Annotated in this window: 19 protein-coding genes; 9 read left to right on the top strand and 10 right to left on the bottom strand. The window is 64.7% G+C overall.

What is annotated here, in order from left to right; genetic code table 11:
- Positions 1-45: 45 nt before the first annotated feature.
- From JQ566_RS24580 to JQ566_RS24555, 6 genes are all read right to left on the bottom strand, one after another.
- Positions 46-2,199, bottom strand: a complete 2,154-nt coding sequence (locus JQ566_RS24580) for a hybrid sensor histidine kinase/response regulator (protein ID WP_212376818.1) — start codon at positions 2,197-2,199, stop codon at positions 46-48.
- Between the two features lie 192 nt (positions 2,200-2,391).
- Complete coding sequence (locus JQ566_RS24575; protein WP_212376815.1) at positions 2,392-3,174, bottom strand: succinate dehydrogenase iron-sulfur subunit; 783 nt, start codon at positions 3,172-3,174, stop codon at positions 2,392-2,394.
- A 110-nt stretch (positions 3,175-3,284) separates the two neighbouring features.
- The gene (gene sdhA / locus JQ566_RS24570; RefSeq protein WP_212376812.1) at positions 3,285-5,120 is read right to left on the bottom strand and encodes a succinate dehydrogenase flavoprotein subunit; all 1,836 of its coding nucleotides are present in this window, start codon (positions 5,118-5,120) and stop codon (positions 3,285-3,287) included.
- Positions 5,121-5,123: 3 nt separating this feature from the next.
- Positions 5,124-5,528, bottom strand: coding sequence for a succinate dehydrogenase, hydrophobic membrane anchor protein (sdhD, locus tag JQ566_RS24565; RefSeq protein ID WP_212376809.1), 405 nt, complete (start codon positions 5,526-5,528; stop codon positions 5,124-5,126).
- Positions 5,525-5,923 (bottom strand): succinate dehydrogenase, cytochrome b556 subunit, encoded by a 399-nt coding sequence (gene sdhC, locus JQ566_RS24560; RefSeq protein ID WP_212376806.1) that lies wholly within the window; start codon positions 5,921-5,923, stop codon positions 5,525-5,527. The genes sdhD and sdhC overlap by 4 nt, the downstream gene beginning before the upstream one ends.
- A 544-nt stretch (positions 5,924-6,467) precedes the next feature.
- Positions 6,468-7,997, bottom strand: coding sequence for a malonate--CoA ligase (locus tag JQ566_RS24555; protein WP_212376803.1), 1,530 nt, complete (start codon positions 7,995-7,997; stop codon positions 6,468-6,470).
- A gap of 86 nt (positions 7,998-8,083) precedes the next feature.
- Between JQ566_RS24555 and JQ566_RS24550 the strand changes: the two genes are divergently transcribed.
- The 4 genes from JQ566_RS24550 to JQ566_RS24535 all read left to right on the top strand — a co-directional run bounded on the left by JQ566_RS24550 (position 8,084) and on the right by JQ566_RS24535 (position 11,407).
- On the top strand, positions 8,084-8,845 hold the full coding sequence (locus JQ566_RS24550) for an SDR family oxidoreductase (RefSeq protein ID WP_212376800.1): 762 nt from the start codon (positions 8,084-8,086) through the stop codon (positions 8,843-8,845).
- Between the two features lie 402 nt (positions 8,846-9,247).
- On the top strand, positions 9,248-9,802 hold the full coding sequence (locus JQ566_RS24545; protein WP_212376797.1) for a fasciclin domain-containing protein: 555 nt from the start codon (positions 9,248-9,250) through the stop codon (positions 9,800-9,802).
- Between the two features lie 182 nt (positions 9,803-9,984).
- Complete coding sequence (locus JQ566_RS24540; RefSeq protein ID WP_212376793.1) at positions 9,985-10,614, top strand: cytochrome b/b6 domain-containing protein; 630 nt, start codon at positions 9,985-9,987, stop codon at positions 10,612-10,614.
- A 10-nt stretch (positions 10,615-10,624) separates the two neighbouring features.
- The gene (locus JQ566_RS24535) at positions 10,625-11,407 is read left to right on the top strand and encodes a molybdopterin-binding protein (protein ID WP_212376790.1); all 783 of its coding nucleotides are present in this window, start codon (positions 10,625-10,627) and stop codon (positions 11,405-11,407) included.
- 111 nt (positions 11,408-11,518) lie between these two features.
- Here JQ566_RS24535 and JQ566_RS24530 read toward each other — a convergent pair whose 3' ends face one another.
- Positions 11,519-12,724, bottom strand: a complete 1,206-nt coding sequence (locus tag JQ566_RS24530) for a YbfB/YjiJ family MFS transporter (RefSeq protein WP_212376788.1) — start codon at positions 12,722-12,724, stop codon at positions 11,519-11,521.
- 132 nt (positions 12,725-12,856) lie between these two features.
- On the opposite strand from JQ566_RS24530, the gene leuB reads away from it, so the two are divergent.
- The gene (gene leuB / locus JQ566_RS24525; RefSeq protein WP_212376785.1) at positions 12,857-13,969 is read left to right on the top strand and encodes a 3-isopropylmalate dehydrogenase; all 1,113 of its coding nucleotides are present in this window, start codon (positions 12,857-12,859) and stop codon (positions 13,967-13,969) included.
- Between the two features lie 133 nt (positions 13,970-14,102).
- Positions 14,103-14,750 carry a DapH/DapD/GlmU-related protein gene (locus JQ566_RS24520; RefSeq protein WP_212376782.1) on the top strand — a complete coding sequence of 216 codons (648 nt, stop codon included), beginning with the start codon at positions 14,103-14,105 and terminating at the stop codon, positions 14,748-14,750.
- Between the two features lie 155 nt (positions 14,751-14,905).
- Here JQ566_RS24520 and JQ566_RS24515 read toward each other — a convergent pair whose 3' ends face one another.
- Together JQ566_RS24515 and JQ566_RS24510 are read right to left on the bottom strand one after the other, a co-directional pair.
- Complete coding sequence (locus JQ566_RS24515) at positions 14,906-15,304, bottom strand: hypothetical protein (RefSeq protein ID WP_212376779.1); 399 nt, start codon at positions 15,302-15,304, stop codon at positions 14,906-14,908.
- Between the two features lie 156 nt (positions 15,305-15,460).
- Entirely contained in the window at positions 15,461-16,243 is a 783-nt protein-coding gene (locus JQ566_RS24510) for a hypothetical protein (protein ID WP_212376776.1), read from the bottom strand.
- 116 nt (positions 16,244-16,359) lie between these two features.
- Between JQ566_RS24510 and JQ566_RS24505 the strand changes: the two genes are divergently transcribed.
- Positions 16,360-17,394, top strand: coding sequence for an aspartate-semialdehyde dehydrogenase (locus JQ566_RS24505; RefSeq protein ID WP_212376773.1), 1,035 nt, complete (start codon positions 16,360-16,362; stop codon positions 17,392-17,394).
- 169 nt (positions 17,395-17,563) lie between these two features.
- On the opposite strand, the gene JQ566_RS24500 is transcribed toward JQ566_RS24505, so the two are convergent.
- Entirely contained in the window at positions 17,564-18,205 is a 642-nt protein-coding gene (locus tag JQ566_RS24500) for a carbonic anhydrase (RefSeq protein ID WP_212376770.1), read from the bottom strand.
- A 111-nt stretch (positions 18,206-18,316) separates the two neighbouring features.
- Between JQ566_RS24500 and JQ566_RS24495 the strand changes: the two genes are divergently transcribed.
- On the top strand, positions 18,317-19,198 hold the full coding sequence (locus tag JQ566_RS24495; protein ID WP_212376767.1) for an HpcH/HpaI aldolase/citrate lyase family protein: 882 nt from the start codon (positions 18,317-18,319) through the stop codon (positions 19,196-19,198).
- Between the two features lie 3 nt (positions 19,199-19,201).
- Entirely contained in the window at positions 19,202-19,864 is a 663-nt protein-coding gene (locus JQ566_RS24490; RefSeq protein ID WP_212376764.1) for an HAD hydrolase-like protein, read from the top strand.
- Positions 19,865-19,961 lie beyond the last annotated feature (97 nt).

The following is a 19,961-nucleotide window of genomic DNA, read 5'->3' as shown; positions in this document are numbered from 1 at the left end:
AACGCGAAGGAAATCAGTCGGTTCCCGTCGGTTCCGGCCGCGGGATCATTCGGCGGCGCCGTCGCGCACGCGTCGCGGCCGCGCAGCCCGGTGCAGAACGCGCGACAATTCCTCGATCGAATAAGGCTTTTGCACGAGATCGAATCGGGCAGCGCCCTCCTGTGACAGGGCCTGGCTGTAGCCGGTGGTCAGCACGATCGGCACGTTGATGCCGCGGTCGCGGATCGCCTTTGCCAAATCGAGCCCGGTCATCCCGGGCATCACCACGTCCGAGAACACGACATCGAAGCGGTCTGCGTCCATCACGAGCTCGGCGAGTGCGTCGGTTGCATTATCGACCTGCGTGATGGTGTAGCCGAGTTCGGTGAGGCCGTCGGCGGCGAAATTGGCCAGCTCGATATTGTCCTCGACCACCAGCACCGACATGCCGCTGCCGGCCACCGCCGGCGCAGTGTTGGGCGCCTGGCGCTGCGGCAGCAGGTCCGGCGGCACGCGCGGCAGATAGAGCGAGAACGTGCTGCCGTGCCCCACCTCGCTCGTCACAGTCACTTCGCCGCCGGACTGCCGGGCGAAGCCGAACACCTGGGACAGGCCGAGACCGGTGCCGTGGCCGACCTGCTTGGTGGTGAAGAACGGCTCGAAGATGCGCCCTAATCGCGCGGCGGGAATGCCGACGCCGGTGTCGCTGACGGTCACGCGGACGAAGCCATGGTCTGCCGAGGTCTGGCTGGCCGAAAGCTGCGCCAGCGTGTCCGCAACGGTCGTTGTGGCCGCGACCTTGAAAACGATCCTGCCTTTGCCCTGCATGGCATCGCGCGCATTGGTCGCCATGTTGATCAGCGCGGTCTCGAACTGGCTGGCATCGGCATCGACGAGGCACGGTTCCGCCGGCAGCTGCATGACGATCTCGATCGCGGGACCCAGCAGCGTGGCAAGCATATCGTGCAGCGACTGCACCCGCGCACCGACGTCGAATACCTCCGGCTTGAGGGTCTGGCGCCGCGCAAAGGCGAGCAGCTGGGAGGTCAGCTTGGCCGCGCGCGCCACCGAATCCGCAATGGCCGTGATGTAGCGCTGCCGTCGCTCCTCGGTCAGCTGCGGGCGGTTCAACAGATCGACCGAGGCGCGGATCACGGTCAGGAGGTTGTTGAAGTCGTGGGCGACGCCTCCGGTGAGCTGGCCGAGCGCCTCCAGGCGCTGGCTGTGCTTGAGCGCCTCCTCGACCTCGCGCCGCCTTGCAGCTTCGGCCTGAAGGTGCCGGGTGCGCCGCAAGGCGAGCGCCAGCAGCAGAAACAGCAGCGCGGTGGCGGGAATGCCGAACACCAGATGCTGGCCCATGGTGGCGAACCAGCGCGCGCGGATCGCCGAGGTCTCGAGCCCGGCGCTGACATAGATCGGATACGCGGCGACACGCCGGTAGGCGATGCGCCGCTCGATGCCGTCCGAGGGCCAGGCGACGGTGATGAGGCCGTGCTCGGGTTGAGCCGCGATCTTCTGGCCGACCGGTCCGGCCGGATCGAGCCGAAGGTCGTGGTCGAGCCGGGGAAAATGCGTGAGCATCGCGCCGTCGGTGCGCCCCATCGCGAAGAAGCTGCCGGGGTCTGATCCAATTCTGGCGTAAAAGCTCTCGAAATATTCCGGCAGCACCGAGGCATGAATCACGCCGATGAAGTGGCCGTCGTCGGAGTCGCGGCGGCGGCTGATTCCAAAGAAGCGGGCGCCCCGATAAGGTGGTCGTGGCGTCAGGGCGGTGCCAATGAAGGTGCCGATGTTCTGGTCGATGTGGGCATAGAAGTAATCGCGGTCGGCAAAGCCCAGGTCCGGCGGTGGCGAGACGAGGCTGTTGACCAGCGCTTTTCCGTCCGCATCGAAGACCCAGGCCGATTTGAGCTGCGGCAGCGAATCGGTCAGGCGCTTCAGGCGGCGATGCAATGCCGGTTCTCGCGCGCGGATGATGTCGTCCGGAAGGCTGCGCACGACCTCGTTGAGCTCGGCGAGGCTGCGGTCGATGGTCTCGAACACCTTGAGCGCGTGCTCATGGGCGACATCGACCGTGCGCTCGATCTCCCGATCGGCGATATCCTTGGTCGATGTGTAGGAGATCGTGGCGGCAACGACGAAGAGCGCAATCGGCAGCGCCAGGGATGCCGCCATCATCCACTGCAACAGCCTCAGCGAGTTGCGTTGCGCCCTCTGCACAGTCGCTCCGGTCCCGAGGAGGAGCTTAACCGAATGTTGTGCAGGGGAGGAAGTAGCTTATGCTGGAACCGCTGGTTGCGATCCTAAAATTTGCGCGCGGAGCGGGACGAGGAAAATTCTGCTCGAATTGATCGCAATTGCAGAACACCCCGGCCGGTCTGGCCGACCGGGGTGGAAGGGATGGCCCTCGTCTCAGATCTGCCGCTCGACCATCTTGAGCTTGAGCTCGGCGATGGCTTCCGCCGGGTTCAGCCCCTTCGGGCACGCCTTGGCGCAGTTCATGATGGTGTGGCAGCGGTAGAGCCGGAACGGGTCCTCGAGATTGTCGAGCCGCTCGCCGGTGGCTTCGTCGCGCGAATCGGAGACCCAGCGGTTGGCCTGGAGCAGCGCGGCAGGACCGAGGTAGCGCTCGCTGTTCCACCAATAGCTCGGGCAGGAGGTCGAGCAGCAGGCGCACAGGATGCACTCGTAGAGGCCGTCGAGCTTCTCGCGGTCCTGGTGGCTCTGGCGCCATTCCTTCTGCGGCGTCGGCGAGGTCGTCTTCAGCCACGGCTCGACCGACGCATACTGCGCGTAGAAATTGGTGAGGTCGGGGACGAGGTCCTTCACCACCGGCTGGTGCGGCAGCGGATTGACCTTCACCGCGCCGTCCTTCACGTCGTGCATCGAGCGGGTGCAGGCCAGCGTGTTCTGGCCGTCGATGTTCATCGCGCAGGAGCCGCAGACGCCCTCGCGGCAGGAGCGGCGGAAGGTCAGCGACGGGTCGATGTGGTTCTTGATCCAGATCAGGCCGTCCAGCACCATCGGACCGCAATCGTTGGTGTCGACGTAATAGGTGTCGACGCTCGGATTCTTGCCGTCGTCCGGATTCCAGCGATAGACCTTGAACTCGCGGAGCTCGGTCGCGCCCGCCGGCTTCGGCCAGGTCTTGCCGCCAGTGATCTTGGAGTTCTTCGGAAGTGCGAATTCAACCATTGCTCTAACCTTTCGTCATTCCGTGGCGATGCGCAGCATCGAACCCGGAATCTCGAGATTCCGGGTCCGGTCCTTCGGACCATCCCGGAATGACGAGCGCCTGTTGCTCCTCAATACACGCGCGCCTTCGGCGGGATGTACTGCACGTCGTTGGTCATGGTGTAGTCGTGAACCGGGCGGTACTCGATCTTGACCTTGCCGGCATCGTCCAGCCAGGCCAGCGTGTGCTTCATCCAGTTCTTGTCGTCGCGCTCGGAGAAGTCCTCGCGGGCGTGCGCGCCGCGGCTCTCGGTGCGGTTGGCGGCCGAGTTCATGGTCACCACCGCCTGCCCGATCAGGTTGTCGAACTCGAGCGTCTCGACGAGGTCCGAATTCCACACCAGCGAGCGGTCGGACACGGCGATGTCGGTGATGCCGCTGTGGACCTTTGCGATCAGGTTCTGGCCTTCGCTCAGCACTTCGCCGGTGCGGAACACCGCGCAATTGTTCTGCATCACGTGCTGCATGCCTTCGCGCAGCTTCGCGGTCGGGGTGCCGCCGGAAGCATAGCGGAAATGGTCGAGGCGGCCGAGCGCCATCTCGGCCGAGTTCGCCGGCAATTCCGGCTGCTCGGCGTTGGGCGTCAGCTTCTCGGCGCAGCGCAGCGCCGCGGCGCGGCCGAACACGACGAGGTCGATCAGCGAGTTGGAGCCGAGCCGGTTGGCGCCATGCACGGAGACGCAGGCGGCCTCACCCAGCGCCATCAGGCCGGGAACCACGGCATTGTCGTCGCCGTTCCTCTTGGTCAGCACTTCGCCGTGATAGTTCGTCGGGATGCCGCCCATGTTGTAGTGCGTGGTCGGCACGATCGGGATCGGCTCGCGCGTCACGTCGACATTGGCGAAGATCTTTGCGGATTCGGAGATGCCGGGCAGCCGCTCGGCCAGCACTGCGGGATCGAGATGGTCGAGATGCAGGAAGATGTGGTCCTTCTTCTTGCCGACGCCGCGCCCCTCGCGGATCTCGATGGTCATCGCGCGCGAGACGACGTCGCGCGAGGCGAGGTCCTTGGCCGACGGCGCATAGCGCTCCATGAAGCGCTCGCCCTCGGCATTGACGAGATACCCGCCTTCGCCGCGCGCCCCCTCGGTGACGAGGCAGCCCGCGCCGTAGATGCCGGTCGGGTGGAACTGCACGAACTCCATGTCCTGCAGCGGCAGGCCGGCACGCAGCACCATGCCGCCGCCGTCGCCGGTGCAGGTATGGGCCGAGGTGCAGGAGGCGTAGGCGCGGCCATAGCCGCCGGTCGCCAGAATCGTGGTCTGGGCACGGAAGCGATGTAGCGTGCCGTCGTCGAGCTTCAGCGCGATCACGCCGCGGCAGGCGCCCTGGTCGTCCATGATCAGGTCGATGGCGAAGAACTCGATGAAGAATTCTGCCGCATGGCGCAGCGACTGGCCGTACATCGTGTGCAGCATGGCGTGACCGGTACGGTCGGCGGCGGCGCAGGTGCGCTGCGCCTGGCCCTTGCCGAAGTCCATGGTCATGCCGCCGAACGGACGCTGGTAGATCTTGCCGTCCTCGGTGCGCGAGAACGGTACGCCCCAATGCTCGAGCTCGTAGACGGCTTCGGGCGCGTTGCGCACCATGTATTCGATCGCGTCCTGGTCCCCTAGCCAGTCCGACCCCTTCACGGTGTCGTACATGTGCCAGCGCCAGTCGTCCTTGTGCATGTTGCCGAGCGCGGCCGAGATGCCGCCCTGTGCCGCGACCGTGTGCGAGCGGGTCGGAAACACTTTTGTGATGCAGGCGGTGCGAAGACCGGCCTCGCTGCAGCCGACGACGGCGCGCAAGCCCGCACCGCCGGCGCCGACCACGACCACGTCATAGGTGTGGTCTTCGATCGGATAGGCTTTTCCGTTGGTGGCGGGAGCGCCGTTGCCCGTGCCATTCGTTGTGGCGGCCATGGGTTACACTCCGGAAGAAAGTTTCAGGATCGCATAGGTCGAGGCGAGCGCCACGGCGACCGAGAAGAAGTTGTTGAGCATGATCGCGATGAGCTTCAGCTTCTCGTTATGGACGTAGTCTTCGATCACCACCTGCATCCCGATCTTCATGTGCCAGGCGCTGGCGGCGATGAAGAGCAGGAGGATCACCGCGATCGGCAGCGAGCCGAGGATCTGCGCGGCGCCGGCCTGGTTGCGGCCGAGCAGCATCATCACGATGACCACGACCGGAATCATCAGCAGCGTCATGGCGACGCCGGTGATGCGCTGGCGCCAGAAATCCGACGTGCCGGAATGGGCGGCGCCGAGATTGCGGACGCGGCCGAGCGGCGTGCGCATGCTGCGCTTCGGTGTATCGGTCGCGCTCATCGTCCGCCTCCGATCGCATAGGCGATGATCCAGACCAGCACCGTCAGCACGATGCCGCCGATCAGCGCGCCCCAGGTCAGGGCTTCGCGCTCATTGGCCTTGAAGCCGTAGCCGAGGTCCCACACGAAATGCCGGATGCCGCTCAACATATGGTGCATCAGCGCCCAGGTGTAGCCGAACACGATCAGGCGTCCGATGATGCTGCCGGAGAAGGCTTGGACGTGGGCGTAGGCGGCCGGGCCGGAGGCGGCTGCGATCAGCCACCAGGCCAGCAGCAGCGTTCCCACGTAAAGGGCGATGCCGGTGGCACGGTGAACGATGGACAGCGCCATCGTCAGGGTCCAGCGATAGGTTTGGATGTGCGGCGAAAGCGGTCGTTCGATCCGTGCGGTCATGGGCGGCTTTTGATGTTTGTTGCGGCCCAGCATGGGGCGCGCGGGGATCGCGAAAGGTCGGCTCTATTTACGGAGTCGATTTGGCCTGCGCAATCACCAAATCGCCATAAATCGAACGCCGGTTCAGCTCTATGGCCTTGATGAACCAAGGCCAATCAGGGCCTTGGTATACCAGCAAGCCGGTCCGCCAGCGAAGCTAAGAATATAAATTCACTTCTTGAGCGCCCCGCGAGGCGCATTGAAATCACTATTGGAACGCCTCTAATCCCCCCATTTATCATTGGCCGTTCATGCCAGCCAGAGCATTGGCGCAGCCTGCCGCTGATTCCGCAGGGCGGACATCTCGGCGCGCAGCTCAATGGCACCATAACGCGCCGGCGATCGATATGCGCCGCCCGCATTCCACCCCAGCCGGGTCGCCCCGGCGTGTCCGATTGAACGAGAGGCCGCAGCGTACTGGATGCCCCGCCCCCGTGCGCAATTGCGCACTAGGCGGGGCATGACAGCGAGGGGGTGGCGCGGTTTTGCCTAAAGCCCGCGCGCCTCACTTCTTCGCGTAGATATCCTTGTACGTATCCCGCAAGATGTTCTTCTGCACCTTGCCCATCGTATTGCGCGGCAGCTCGTCGACGACGAAGACGCGCTTGGGCATCTTGAATTTTGCCAGCCGGCCGTCGAGTGCCTTCAGCACCGAGGCTTCGCTGACATCGGCGCCCTTGTTGCAGACCAGAACCGCCGTGACACCCTCGCCGAAATCGGCGTGCGGCACGCCGATCACCGCGGATTCGACCACGCCCGGCATGGCGTCGATCTCGCTCTCGATTTCCTTCGGGTAGACATTGAAGCCGCCGGAGATCACGAGATCCTTGCCGCGGCCGAGGATGTGGACGTAGCCCTTGCCGTCGATCTTGCCGAGGTCGCCGGTGATGAAGAAGCCGTCGGGGCGGAATTCGGCCTTGGTCTTCTCCGGCATGCGCCAGTAGCCCTTGAACACGTTCGGGCCCTTGACCTCGATCATGCCGATCTCCTCGCGCGGCAGCTCCTTGCCAGTCTCGGGATCGGTGACGCGCACCGAGACGCCGGGCAGCGGGAAGCCGACCGCGCCGGGGACGCGCTCGCCATCGTACGGGTTCGACGTGTTCATGTTGGTTTCGGTCATGCCGTAGCGCTCGAGCACGGCATGTCCCGTGCGCGCCGACCATTCGCGATGGGTGTCGGCGAGCAGCGGCGCCGAGCCCGAGATGAACAGCCGCATATGCTTGGTGGTCTCATGCGACAGCGCGGGGTTCTGCAGCAGGCGGGTGTAGAAGGTCGGCACGCCCATCAGCACGGTGGCGCGCGCCATCAGCTTGATGATCAGGTCCGGATCGAGCTTTGGCAGGAAGATCATCGACGCGCGGGCGAACAGCGTCACATTGGTTGCCACGAACAGGCCGTGCGTGTGGTAGATCGGCAGCGCGTGGATCAAGACGTCCTTGTCGGTGAAGCGCCAGTAATCGACGAGCGAGAGCGAGTTCGATGCGAGATTGTTGTGGGTCAGCATCGCGCCCTTGGAGCGGCCGGTGGTGCCCGAGGTGTAGAGGATCGCGGCGAGATCGTCGTTTTCGCGCGGCACGGTGGTGAACTCGCGGCTTGCCTTGTCGGCGGCCTCAGTCAGCGAGCCCCCGCCATCGGGCCCGAGCGTCTCGACCCTGGCCTTCACCTTGGCGGCGATCGGGGCCAGCCCTTCCGCCTTCGAGGGATCGCAGACCACGAGCGATGGCTCGGCATCGCCGATGAAGTAGTCGAGCTCGTTCAGCGTGTAGGCGGTATTGAGCGGCAGATAGACTGCGCCGGCGCGCACCGTGCCGAGATACAGCACGATGTTGGCGACGGATTTTTCAACCTGCACCGCGACGCGGTCGCCCGGCTTCACGCCGCGGGCGACCAGCACGTTCGCCATCTGCCCGGCGCGCGCGATCAGGTCGCCATAGCTGATGCGGGCGCCGTCATGCGTCTCGATCGCGAGGCGCGCAGGGTCGTCGAGGCCGTCGAACAGGCGGGAAAACAGGTTGGCGTTGGCAGCTTGGTTCATGCAACATTCCTCGACGGCGGAGGCCGGTCAAAATCGAGGGCTGGATTAGCAAAAACCGCCCCGCAGAAGCAACGGAGACAGTTGGCATGACAAGAAACGGGAAACGCGTGGCCTGGGTCACGGGCGGCGGCAGCGGGATCGGGGAGGCCGGCGCCGAGGCGTTGGCTGCCGACGGCTGGATCGTGGTGGTCTCGGGCCGTCGCCAGTCAGCCCTGGATGCCGTGGTGACCAGGATTACCAATGCCGGCGGGGCAGCCGAGGCCATTGCACTGGATGTGTCGGACGCAGCCGAGGCCCAGAAGGCGGCCGATCAGATCGTCGCAAAGCACGGCCGCATCGACCTCCTGGTCAACAATGCCGGCATCAATGTTCCCAAGCGCAGCTGGAAGGACATGGAACTCGAAGGCTGGGACAAGCTGGTCCAAGTCAATCTCAACGGCGTGCTCTATTGCATGCGCGCCGTGCTGCCGACGATGCGCAAGCAGCAGGACGGCTCGATCATCAATGTCTCGTCCTGGGCCGGCCGCCACGTCTCGAAGATGCCGGGCCCGGCCTACACCACCACCAAGCATGCGGTGCTGGCGCTGACCCATTCCTTCAACATGGACGAATGCGTCAACGGCCTGCGCGCCTGCTGCCTGATGCCGGGCGAAGTCGCCACCCCGATCCTGAAGCTGCGTCCCGTGGTGCCGAGCGAAGAGGAGCAGGCCAGGATGCTGCAATCCGAAGATCTCGGCCGCACCATCGCCTTCATCGCCAGCATGCCGCCGCGCGTCTGCATCAACGAGCTCCTGATCAGCCCCACGCATAATCGCGGGTTCATCCAGACACCGAACAACAGGGATTGAGACGCGACGACCGCGCCACATTCTCCGCTCGTCGTCCCGGGGTGCGACAAAGTCGCGAGCCCGGGACCCATAACCACAGGGAGAAGTTGTCGCGCGAAACTGGTCACTCCGAGTCTTCGCAAAACTCCTTCCTGTGATTATGGGTCCCGGATCTGCGCGCGCTAGGAGCGCGCTTGTCCGGGACGACGGCGGAGGGTGAGGCGCATGTTCGCCCCGCACGAACATCCCCGCCGATAGTTTCACCCATCACAAAGAATTTTTCCCCGAAACCGCATCGCGAACCCTCCCGTAGTTCGGTCCAACGACGGCACTGCTGCATCACTTCTCACCTGTCGCAGTCGCCGTTGTTGCCCAACTCAAACGCCGGCCATCGCCGGTCATCATTCAATCGGGAGACTTTCCATGTCGAAGCGCATTGCCTATCTCGCTGCCGCCGCCTTCAGCGCCCTCGCCATCACCGCGACCGTCGTCGCGCCTGTGCGTGCCGAGGAGAAGACCGTCATGGTCGGCGGCGCCGCGATGTTCCCGTCCAAGAACATCGTGCAGAACGCGGTCAACTCGAAGGACCACACCACGCTGGTGGCGGCGGTGAAGGCGGCCGGCCTGGTGCCGACGCTGGAGAGCAAGGGTCCGTTCACGGTGTTCGCGCCGACCAACGCCGCCTTCAGCAAGCTGCCGGCCGGCACCGTCGACAATCTGGTCAAGCCCGAGAACAAGGCGACGCTGACCAAGATCCTCACCTACCATGTCGTGCCCGGCAAGCTCGATGCCTCCGACCTCACCGACGGCAAGAAGCTGAAGACCGCGGAGGGCGAGGAGCTGACCGTGAAGAAGATGGACGGCAAGACCTGGATCGTCGATGCCAAGGGCGGCACCTCGATGGTGACGATCTCCAACGTCAACCAGTCCAACGGCGTCATCCATGTTGTCGACACCGTGTTGATGCCGGCGACGTAACACCGCGCCCCCCTGTTTCATCCCCGAGCAGGGTGCTTCGAGACGGCGAGCCGGGGGTGCCCGGCTCGCATTTTTGTGACCGCAATAGCCTCACGGCATCGATTCGATGGCCGACAGGGCGTAACGAAAGCGGACGCACCGGCGTATAATTGTTGTCACGCGACCTTCAGGACGGAACCACCATGGCGAGCCTCACAGTCACCGACGAGCAGGTCAGGGCCACCCCGGCCAAAGTGATCCAGCCGGCCTGGGTCCGCGTCATGCACTGGATCAACGCCCTCGCCATGATCCTGATGATCCTGTCGGGTTGGCAGATCTACAACGCCTCGCCGCTGTTCGGCTTCAGCTTCCCGCGCGAGTACACGCTCGGCGGCTGGCTCGGCGGCGGCCTGCTCTGGCACTTCGCGGCGATGTGGCTGTTGATGATCAACGGCCTCGCCTATCTCATCACCGGCTTCGCCACCGGCCGCTTCCGCAAGAAACTGCTGCCGATCACGCCGTCAGGCGTGCTGCACGACGTCAGGGCCGCCCTGACCTTCAAGCTCGGCCATGACGATCTCACCGTCTACAACTACGTGCAGCGCTTGCTCTATGCCGGCATCATCGTGGTCGGCGTGCTGATCGTGCTGTCGGGCCTTGCGATGTGGAAGCCGGTGCAGCTTTATTACCTTGTGATGCTGTTCGGCGATTATCCGACCGCGCGCTATGTCCACTTCTTCTGCATGGCCGCGATCTGCGCCTTCCTCGTCATCCACGTCCTGCTCGCGCTGCTGGTGCCGAAGAGCCTGCGCGCGATGATCATCGGGCGATAAGGAGGAGACCATGGCCAAGCGCTCATTCCTGATCCCCGGCGTCGACAAGCGCCTCCTGATCAAGGACTCCATCAAGACGATGCCCGACGTGACCCGCCGCCGCTTCATCGCGGGCGGCGCCAGCCTGGGCGCGCTGACCCTGCTCACCGGCTGCGACGTCGTCGACTCCTCTTCGGCCGAGGAGATGCTGAAGCAGGTCTCGAAATTCAACGACGCGGTGCAGGCCTTCGTCTTCAATCCCGACGCGCTGGCACCGACGTTTCCCGAAAGCGCGATCACGAAGCCGTTCCCGTTCAACGCCTACTACGATCTCGACGACGCGCCCGACGTCGACGGCAAAGACTGGAAGCTCGAGGTCCGCGGACTCGTCGACAACAAGAAGTCGTGGACGCTGGACGAGCTCTATCAATTGCCGCAGGTCACGCAAATCACCCGTCACATCTGCGTCGAGGGCTGGAGCGCGATCGGCAGCTGGACCGGCACGCCCTTGCGCGATTTCTTAAAACTGATCGGCGCCGACACCCGCGCGAAATATGTCTGGTTCCAGTGCGCCGACAAGGACGGCTACAACTCGCCGCTCGACATGCGCAGCGCGCTGCATCCGCAGACCCAGATGACGTTCAAATACGCCAACGAAATTCTGCCGCGCGCCTACGGCTTCCCGATGAAGATCCGCGTGCCCACGAAGCTCGGCTTCAAGAACCCGAAATACGTGGTCTCGATGGAAGTCACCAACGATTACAAGGGCGGCTATTGGGAAGACCAGGGGTACAATTCGTTCAGTGGGAGCTGATGGAGTCCGTCATTCCGGGGCTCGCGAAGCGAGAACCCGGAATCCATCGGGCCGCAGCGCTGGTGGATGAATGGATTCCGGGCTCGCGCGACGCGCGCCCCGGAATGACGGTCAAGCCCTCGGCCCCACCTTCCTTTGGCACAGCGCCGCAACCGCCCCCAGCGCCAATAGCGCCGCCGAGACATTCAGCGCGTAACTCAAGCTCCCCAGCGCATCGGTGATCGCACCGACCACGATCGGCCCGAGCGTCTGGCCGACGCCGAACGAGATCGTCATCGCCGCGATCGCGGTCGGCCACACCTGCGGCGGATAGTTGAAGCGTACGAAGGCGGTGGTCGAGCCGACCACGGCGAAGAAGGCGACGCCGAACACGACGGCCGAGACCGCGAGCCATGCCGGCGAATGCCCCAGCATCGGCAGGGCCGCACCCAGCGCGTTGGTGCCGAGGATGATGGCGGTGGCGAGCCCGCCGCGATCGAGCGCCAGCACGCCGCGCCAGGCCCATGGCGTGACGAAGGCGGACAGGCCGATCAGGCTCCAGAACGCCGCCTGTGCCGCAGCCCCGCCGCCGCCGTCGCGCACATAGGCGATCATGAAGGTCATGTAGGCGATGTAGCCGGCGCCGAACAGGAAGTAGCCGGCGAGATAGATCAGCACCGGCGGGATCGCGAACGACGTGTGACCGCCTTCCGAGAAACGGACACTGCTCTCGATACGGATCAGGAACAGCGGGATGGTCATCGCGACGGACAGCAGCGTCAGCGCCCACCACACGATCCACCACGAGCCCGGCCCGAAATATTGCAGCGTGAACGGGGCGATCAGCCCCGAGGCGAGAATGCCGATGCCAGGGCCGGCGTAGAACAGGCTCAGCAGGAAATTGGCCCGCGCGGGCTGCGACTGCGCAACGGTCGCAGCCAGCGCGCCGCCGGCGACGAAGCCGGCCGCCGCGCCCAAGCCCAGCACGAGGCGCGCCAGGCTCAGCGCGACGAAATTGCCTGACAGCGCGCAGGTGGCGAGCGCGGCGAGGCAGGCGAGGGTTCCGCCGCGGATCGCCGCCGACCAGCCGACGCGCTGAATCAGCCGGGACGCCACCAGCGCGCCGACGAGGTAGCCGACCGCGTTGATGGTGTTCATGAAACCGGCCGCCGAGTAGGACCAGCCGAGGTCTTCCCGCATGTCGGGCAGCACCAGCGCATAGGCAAAGCGGCCGATGCCGAGCCCGACCGTCGCCGCCAGCGACAGGGTCAGGATCAGCCGCGCAGGATGCGGGTTCGGGGGACGGCGGTCTTTAGTAAAGCAGTCTTGGGCGTGCAAGGGGTACTCCGGCAGCCCGCACTGTGGCAGGCCCTGCCTGTCTTGCACAGCCGCGGCGCGGCAATGGTGTCTTGCCAAGGGCGCAACGCCGCTCTAGCACTCCGGCCGAATTCGATCTCAGAGGAAACGACCATGGCGACCCACAAATTGCTGCTGCTCCCCGGCGACGGTATCGGCCCCGAGGTGATGGGCGAGGTGAAGCGGCTGATCGACTGGCTCAATTCGGCCGGGATCGCCAAGTTCGAGACCGACACCGGGCTCGTCGGCGGCTCGGCCTATGACGCCCACAAGGTGTCGATCTCCGAGGGCGACATGGCAAAGGCGAAAGACGCCGACGCCGTGATCTTCGGCGCGGTCGGCGGTCCCAAGTGGGATGCCGTTCCCTATGAGGTGCGCCCCGAAGCCGGCCTGCTCCGCTTGCGCAAGGATCTCGCGCTGTTCGCCAATTTGCGTCCCGCGGTGTGCTACCCGGCGCTGGCCGATGCATCCAGCCTGAAGCGCGAGGCAGTCGAAGGCCTCGACATCATGATCGTGCGCGAGCTCACCGGCGGCGTCTATTTCGGCGAGCCCAAGACCATCACCGATCTCGGCAACGGCCAGAAGCGCGCCATCGATACCCAGGTCTACGACACCTATGAGATCGAGCGCATCGGCCGCGTCGCCTTCGAGCTTGCCAGGAAGCGCAAGAACAAGGTGACCTCGATGGAGAAGCGCAACGTCATGAAGTCGGGCGTGCTCTGGAACGAGGTCATGACCCAGGTCCACAAGCGCGAATACCCTGACGTCACGCTCGAGCACCAGCTCGCCGATTCCGGCGGCATGATGCTGGTGAAATGGCCGAAGCAGTTCGACGTCATCGTCACCGACAATTTGTTCGGCGACATGCTCTCCGACATCGCGGCGATGCTGACCGGATCGCTCGGCATGCTGCCCTCGGCCTCGCTCGGCGAGGTCGACGTCAAGACCAAGAAGCGCAAGGCGCTGTACGAGCCAGTGCACGGCTCGGCGCCTGATATCGCAGGCCAAGGCCTCGCCAATCCCATCGCGATGATCTCGTCCTTCGGCATGGCGCTGCGCTATTCCTTCGACATGGGCGATCTCGCCGACAAGGTCGACCAGGCGATCGCCGCCGTGCTCGCAAGCGGCCTGCGCACCGCCGACATCAAGTCGGAAGGCACCACGGCCGCTTCCACCACGCAGATGGGCGAAGCGATCTTGAAGGAATTGCAGAAGCTGCACGCGTAGCCAAAAGCACCGCCATCGTAGGGTGGGCAAAGCGTAAGCGTGCCCACCATGTTGATTGTGATTGCCGAGAGATGGTGGGCACGGCGCAAGGGCGCCTTTGCCCACCCTACGGCGTCTTCATCGGAGCCGCCTCATGGATACGCCCCGCCCCAAGATCGCGGAAACCATCGTCCATGAAACGGTGCGCCAGCGCGAGGCGCAGATCGGGCGGCGCTGCGAGGTGCTCGCGGGCACGCGCATCGAATATTCTTCGCTCGGGGACTACTCCTATCTCGGCGAGAATTGCGACGTCGCCGACGCGGCGATCGGCAAGTTCACGGCGATCGCCAATTCGGTGCGGATCGGTGCGCCCAATCATCCGATGGGCCGGCCATCCCAGCATCGCTTCACCTATTGCCCCGAATATTACGAGGCGACGGTAACACGCGACCGCGATTTCTTCGCGGAGCGCCGCGGCGACCGCGTCATCGTCGGCAACGATGTCTGGATCGGCCACGCCGCCATCCTGCTGCCGGGCGTCACGGTCGGCGACGGCGCGGTGATTGCCGCCGGCGCTGTCGTCAGCCGCGACGTCGAGCCCTACACCATCGTCGGCGGCGTTCCCGCGCGCCCCATCCGCAAGCGCTTCTCTGATGCCGTCGCGACAAGCCTGCGCCGCATCGCCTGGTGGGATTGGCCGGACGCGCTCATCTTCGAGCGCATCAGTGATTTCCGCTCCGAGGCGATCGAGGAGTTTTGCCGGCGCTATGATCCGGTGTTTGCCGCAGTTGCAGAATCGTAGGGTGGGCAAAGCGCAAGCGTGCCCACGCATTTTTCGCGACCATGGAGAGATGGTGGGCACGGCGCAAGGGCGCCTTTGCCCACCCTACGGCACCTCATCAAAACAAAAATGGCCGGGCGTGAGCCCGGCCATTTGATTCGGAAAGATCCGTCCGCTCAGTACAGCGGGAAGTTCTGCGGATAGCCGCCGACATCCTGCGGCGGCGAGAGCGGCTGGCGGTCGATCGGCCGGTTCAGGTTCTCGCGGGCGAAGGATGGATAGCCCACCGCCGGCGGGAAGGCGTAGTCGGTGAACTTGCGGTCGCCCGGATTGACCTCGGTGCCGCCGTCGAGCCAGGAGCGCTTGCTCACATAGATACGGGTGCGGCCCTGCTGATAGACCGCGTTGGGGCCGCTCGGTCCGTAATAGGGGCGGCCGCGATCGTCATAGCGCTTGGTCTTGGTGTCGGCCGCAGCCGGGGTCGCGAACGCGATGGCAATTGCGGCGCCCGCCGCAAGCAGTGTCGCCAGTTTGTTCGCGGCCAACTTGTTTACACCAGCAAATTTCGAGCTCATCACGTCCCCTTCAGGCGGCAAGCCGCCAGTCGATTTCACGCCATACTAGCCCGGCTGGGGTGGCCGCAACTAGGTCAATTGGGTCACACCAGCTCCGAATAATCGTGCGTGCCGGCAAAAGTTGCATGCAAACCAGCCACTTGAGCTTGATGCCGATCAAAGCGCCCCGCGCAATTGCGCATTGGCGGCGCCGAGCAGCCAGTCCGGTGAGCCCTGCGAATCGCAGGACCGGCGCCTGAGCTCGGCATGGGCGAACATTTCAGCCAGCTTTGGCTCGTTGCCGGAGGTCAGCAGCGTCAGCCGGTTCAGCGTGCAGGCGATCGCCGCGCGCGTCGCGGGCAGGCTGCCGCCCTGGCAGGAGAAACCGGAGATCTGCAGCGCCGGCTCCTCGCTGCGCTTGAGATAGCCGAGGCAGCCCTGCGCCGTAGTGCCGGTTGGCCGGAACAGGGCGACGGGACCGAATTTGGTGTCGATCAGGCCGGCCTGCTCGAGCGGGGTGGCCGCACCCAAACCCATCTGGGCGGCCAGACCCGCGGCCGCCGGCCGTGTCACGTCGAATTCGGCGCCTTGGCGGTAGATTTCGAGCTCGGCCACAGGCTTGTCCGCCGTGTCGGTCCAGCGCAGCACGTCCCGGCGGCCGCCTTCGGGATGCCTGAAGATGGTGTAAGATGCTGTTTTCTCTTGTGAATCGAGCCGGCTGACGGCGAAGGCAGGGTACGAACGGTCGGCCACGCTCCAGCCCGGCTTGTCGGCCGGTTCCTCGTCCTGCACGTCAGGCAGCTGGCCGAGCGCTGCGAGGGCGAGGATGGCGAACAGGGCGAGCGCCCCCACATAGGCGAACAGGTGTGCCAGCGTACCGACGACCTCGTCGGCGAAGGCCAAAAGCGCCAGCTGGATCTGGGTAGGGCTAACGGCCGTGCTGGCCTCAGGCGACTGCATCCACGGCCTTCAGGCATGGTCCCACGTTGTCTTGCGGCCGGTTCTCGCATAGAAGCGCTGCTCTTCCTGTTTAAGCGTCAGCTTCAGGAACGGGCTTTTTCATCGGAGAGTGAACGATGGGTTACAAAGTCGCAGTCGTCGGCGCGACCGGCAATGTCGGTCGGGAAATGCTCAACATCCTGGACGAGCGCAAATTCCCCGCGGACGAGGTCGTGGCCCTGGCGTCGCGCCGGAGCGTCGGCGTCGAGGTCTCCTATGGCGACCGCACCCTGAAGGTCAAGGCGCTCGAGCATTACGACTTCTCCGACGTCGACATCTGCCTGATGTCGGCGGGCGGGTCGGTGTCGAAGGAATGGTCGCCGAAGATCGGCGCCGCCGGCGCGGTCGTGATCGACAATTCCTCGGCCTGGCGCATGGACCCGGACGTGCCGCTGATCGTGCCGGAGGTGAACGCAGGCGCGACCGAAGGCTTCAAGAAGAAGAACATCATCGCCAACCCGAACTGCTCGACCGCGCAGCTCGTCGTTGCGCTGAAGCCGCTGCACGACAAGGCAACGATCAAGCGCGTCGTGGTCTCGACCTATCAGTCGGTGTCGGGTGCCGGCAAGGACGCGATGGACGAACTGTTCTCGCAGACCAAGGCCGTCTACACCAACGATGAGCTGGTCGCGAAGAAGTTCCCCAAGCGCATCGCCTTCAACGTCATCCCCCACATCGACGTCTTCATGGAGGACGGCTACACCAAGGAAGAGTGGAAGATGATGGCGGAGACCAAGAAGATCCTTGATCCCAAGATCAAGCTCTCCGCCACCTGCGTGCGCGTGCCCGTTTTCGTCGGCCACTCCGAGGCCGTCAACATCGAGTTCGAGAACCCGATCACCGCGGACGAGGCCCGCGAGATCCTGCGCAAGGCGCCCGGCTGCCTCGTCATCGACAAGCACGAGCCCGGCGGTTACGCCACGCCTTATGAGGCGGCCGGCGAGGACGCCACCTATATCAGCCGCATCCGCGAGGACGCGACGGTGGAGAACGGCCTGGTGCTGTGGTGCGTGTCCGATAACTTACGCAAGGGCGCCGCGCTCAACGCGATTCAGATCGCGGAAGTGCTGATCAACCGCAAGCTGATCACCGCGAAGAAGAAGGCGGCGTGAAACGAGCTGCCGGTGGGCAAAGGCGCGCTCTTCGCGCGCCGTGCCCACCATCTCCCCAGGCTTGCGATAGAAGTGGTGGGCACGCTCCGCTTTGCCCACCCTACGAGAGCTGATCATCGCGAAGCAGGCGGCGTGACCGGCGAATAGTGAGTTGCGAATAGCGAATGGACTATTCGCTATTCGCTCTCCTGAATTCCTTCGCCACCTTGTCCAGCACGAACAGCGATCCCTCTGCGACGCCGAAATAGGCGCCGTGGGTCTGCATCTGGCCGCTCTCCACCGCCTTGCGCACGAACGGGAAGGTCATCAGGTTTTCGAGGCTGCGGAATACAGCGGCCTTCTCGATGCGCTCGACGAACTGCGCCATCGACTCGTGGTCGCGCTGCTCGACCACCTCGCCGGGCTTGATGAACATCTGCATCCATTTGCCGATGAAGTCGCCGGGCGTCAGCGGCTCGATCTTGTCGACGAAGGCGCGGATGCCGCCGCATTGCGCGTGGCCGAGCACCACGATGTGCTTCACCTTCAGCACCGTCACCGCATATTCCAGCGCGGCCGAGACGCCGTGCGCATTGCCGTCGGGCTGATACACCGGCACCAGGTTCGCAATGTTGCGGACGACGAACAATTCGCCCGGGCCGACATCGAAGATCACTTCGGGCGAGACGCGGCTGTCGCAGCAGCCGATCACCATCACTTCCGGCGACTGCCCCTTCACCGATAGCTCGCGGTAGCGGTTCTGCTCGGCCGGCAGCCGCTGGGTGGCGAAGGCCCGGTAGCCTTCCAGCAAATGCTCAGGGAATGTGATCATGGCCTATGCCTAACCATAGAGCCCGGGAACGAACAAGCCTTTCGAATGGGCATGCCAAGTGCTATCGGCTCAGGTCATAAGAGAGACGAGGAAACTGGAAGGAACGATTGCATGACCCGCCCGCGCCGCAGCCATCTGTTCATGCCCGGCTCCAATCCCCGTGCGCTGGAAAAGGCGCGCAATCTCGCCGCCGACGGCCTGATCCTCGATCTGGAAGACTCGGTCGCTCCCGAGGCCAAGGCGGTGGCGCGTGACGGCATCGCCGCCGCCATCGCGGCCGAGGGGTTCGGCAAGCGCGAGGTTCTGATCCGGACCAACGGCCTCGACACGCCCTGGTGGGCCGATGACGCCGCGATGGCCGCCAAGGCCTCGCCTGACGGCATTCTGGTTCCCAAAGTTTCAAGCCTCGAAGATCTCGACACGATCGGCCGGAAGCTGGCCGAGCTCGGCGCCGCGCCAACCGTGAAGGTCTGGGCCATGATCGAGACCGCGCGCGCCGTGCTGCATGCCGAGGAGCTGGCCGCCGCCGGCCGCGATCCATCGAGCCGCCTCTCCGGTTTCGTGTTCGGCCCGAACGACATCTCGCGCGAGACGCGGATCAGGATGCTGCCTGGCCGTGCCGCGATGGTCCCGATGATCACCCATTGCATCCTGGCGACGCGGGCCCACGGCCTCGAAATCCTCGACGGCCCCTACAGCGACATCGCCAATTCCGACGGTTTCGCCACCGAATGCGCGCAAGGCCGCGATCTCGGCTTCGACGGCAAGACGCTGATCCACCCCTCCCAGATCGACGCCTGCAACGCGATCTTCACCCCGCCCGAAGAAGAAGTCGCGCGCGCCCGAAAGATCATCGCGGCGTTCGAACTGCCGGAGAATGCCTCGCGCGGCGCGATCCGGCTCGATGGTGCGATGGTGGAACGTCTGCACGCCGACATGGCCCGCCGCACGATCGAGATCGCGGACGCGATCGCGGCGATGGGGAAGGGCTGAAGGGTGCGCTCCCGTTCTGTCCTGCTCGATCTCGACGGAACGCTGGTCGATTCGCAACCGGGCATTGCCACGAGCTGCCTGGCTGCGTTGCGGACGCTCGGTCATGAGCCCGACGACACGCTCGATATCAAGCGCTTCATTGGACCGCCGCTTGAAGACGTATTGCGGGCGTTGCTTGCCGCATACGGCGACGACCGGATCGACGACGCGGTCGTCGCCTATCGTCAGCACTACGGCGAAAGCGGTCTGCTCGGAAGCGAGCCCTATCCCGGAATTGGTGATGCGCTCCAGGCGATGCGGCGCGCGGAATTGCAAATCTACCTGGCGACATCGAAGCGCGAAGTCTTTGCGAGGCGAATCCTGGAGAATCTGGAGCTCGCGACGTACTTTGACGGCATTCACGGCTCGGTGCCGGGCGGAGAACTGGATCACAAGCCGGAGCTGCTCGCCCATATCCTGTCCGAGCGCAATATCTCCGCCTCGCACAGCCTCATGGTTGGCGATCGCCGCCACGACATCAATGGTGCTCACGCGGTCAAAATGCGCGGCCTCGGCGTGCTCTGGGGATATGGCAGCCGGGATGAACTTGAAATGGCCGGCGCGGATCAGCTGGTGGCAGGCCCTGCCGACCTTGCGCGCGTGGTCGTCGCGATGTTGAACAGATAGTCCCCGTCGCCAGCCATGCCGCGTCGGCGTGGCGCTTTACTGAAGCGCCTGCAGGAATGAGCAAGAGCTAGAGCATGATCCGGAAAAGTGTGCAGCG

It is taken from the genome of Bradyrhizobium sp. SZCCT0231 (assembly GCF_018130245.1).
Classification (GTDB): Bacteria; Pseudomonadota; Alphaproteobacteria; order Rhizobiales; family Xanthobacteraceae; genus Bradyrhizobium; species Bradyrhizobium japonicum_F.
The sequence above is the reverse complement of the archived record's forward strand: the minus strand, read 5'-3'. Positions and strand labels throughout refer to the sequence as shown.

Excerpts from the sequence above, each read along its gene's own strand:
- sdhC (WP_212376806.1), bottom strand. The coding sequence starts at position 5,923 with ATGACCGCACGGATCGAACGACCGCTTTCGCCGCACATCCAAACCTAT.
- sdhA (WP_212376812.1), bottom strand. The coding sequence starts at position 5,120 with ATGGCCGCCACAACGAATGGCACGGGCAACGGCGCTCCCGCCACCAAC.
- leuB (WP_212376785.1), top strand. The coding sequence starts at position 12,857 with ATGGCGACCCACAAATTGCTGCTGCTCCCCGGCGACGGTATCGGCCCC.
- JQ566_RS24540 (WP_212376793.1), top strand. The coding sequence starts at position 9,985 with ATGGCGAGCCTCACAGTCACCGACGAGCAGGTCAGGGCCACCCCGGCC.
- JQ566_RS24550 (WP_212376800.1), top strand. The coding sequence starts at position 8,084 with ATGACAAGAAACGGGAAACGCGTGGCCTGGGTCACGGGCGGCGGCAGC.
- JQ566_RS24500 (WP_212376770.1), bottom strand. The coding sequence starts at position 18,205 with ATGATCACATTCCCTGAGCATTTGCTGGAAGGCTACCGGGCCTTCGCC.
- JQ566_RS24505 (WP_212376773.1), top strand. The coding sequence starts at position 16,360 with ATGGGTTACAAAGTCGCAGTCGTCGGCGCGACCGGCAATGTCGGTCGG.
- JQ566_RS24535 (WP_212376790.1), top strand. The coding sequence starts at position 10,625 with ATGGCCAAGCGCTCATTCCTGATCCCCGGCGTCGACAAGCGCCTCCTG.
- JQ566_RS24575 (WP_212376815.1), bottom strand. The coding sequence starts at position 3,174 with ATGGTTGAATTCGCACTTCCGAAGAACTCCAAGATCACTGGCGGCAAG.
- JQ566_RS24495 (WP_212376767.1), top strand. The coding sequence starts at position 18,317 with ATGACCCGCCCGCGCCGCAGCCATCTGTTCATGCCCGGCTCCAATCCC.
- JQ566_RS24515 (WP_212376779.1), bottom strand. The coding sequence starts at position 15,304 with ATGAGCTCGAAATTTGCTGGTGTAAACAAGTTGGCCGCGAACAAACTG.
- JQ566_RS24545 (WP_212376797.1), top strand. The coding sequence starts at position 9,248 with ATGTCGAAGCGCATTGCCTATCTCGCTGCCGCCGCCTTCAGCGCCCTC.
- JQ566_RS24555 (WP_212376803.1), bottom strand. The coding sequence starts at position 7,997 with ATGAACCAAGCTGCCAACGCCAACCTGTTTTCCCGCCTGTTCGACGGC.
- JQ566_RS24510 (WP_212376776.1), bottom strand. The coding sequence starts at position 16,243 with ATGCAGTCGCCTGAGGCCAGCACGGCCGTTAGCCCTACCCAGATCCAG.
- sdhD (WP_212376809.1), bottom strand. The coding sequence starts at position 5,528 with ATGAGCGCGACCGATACACCGAAGCGCAGCATGCGCACGCCGCTCGGC.
- JQ566_RS24520 (WP_212376782.1), top strand. The coding sequence starts at position 14,103 with ATGGATACGCCCCGCCCCAAGATCGCGGAAACCATCGTCCATGAAACG.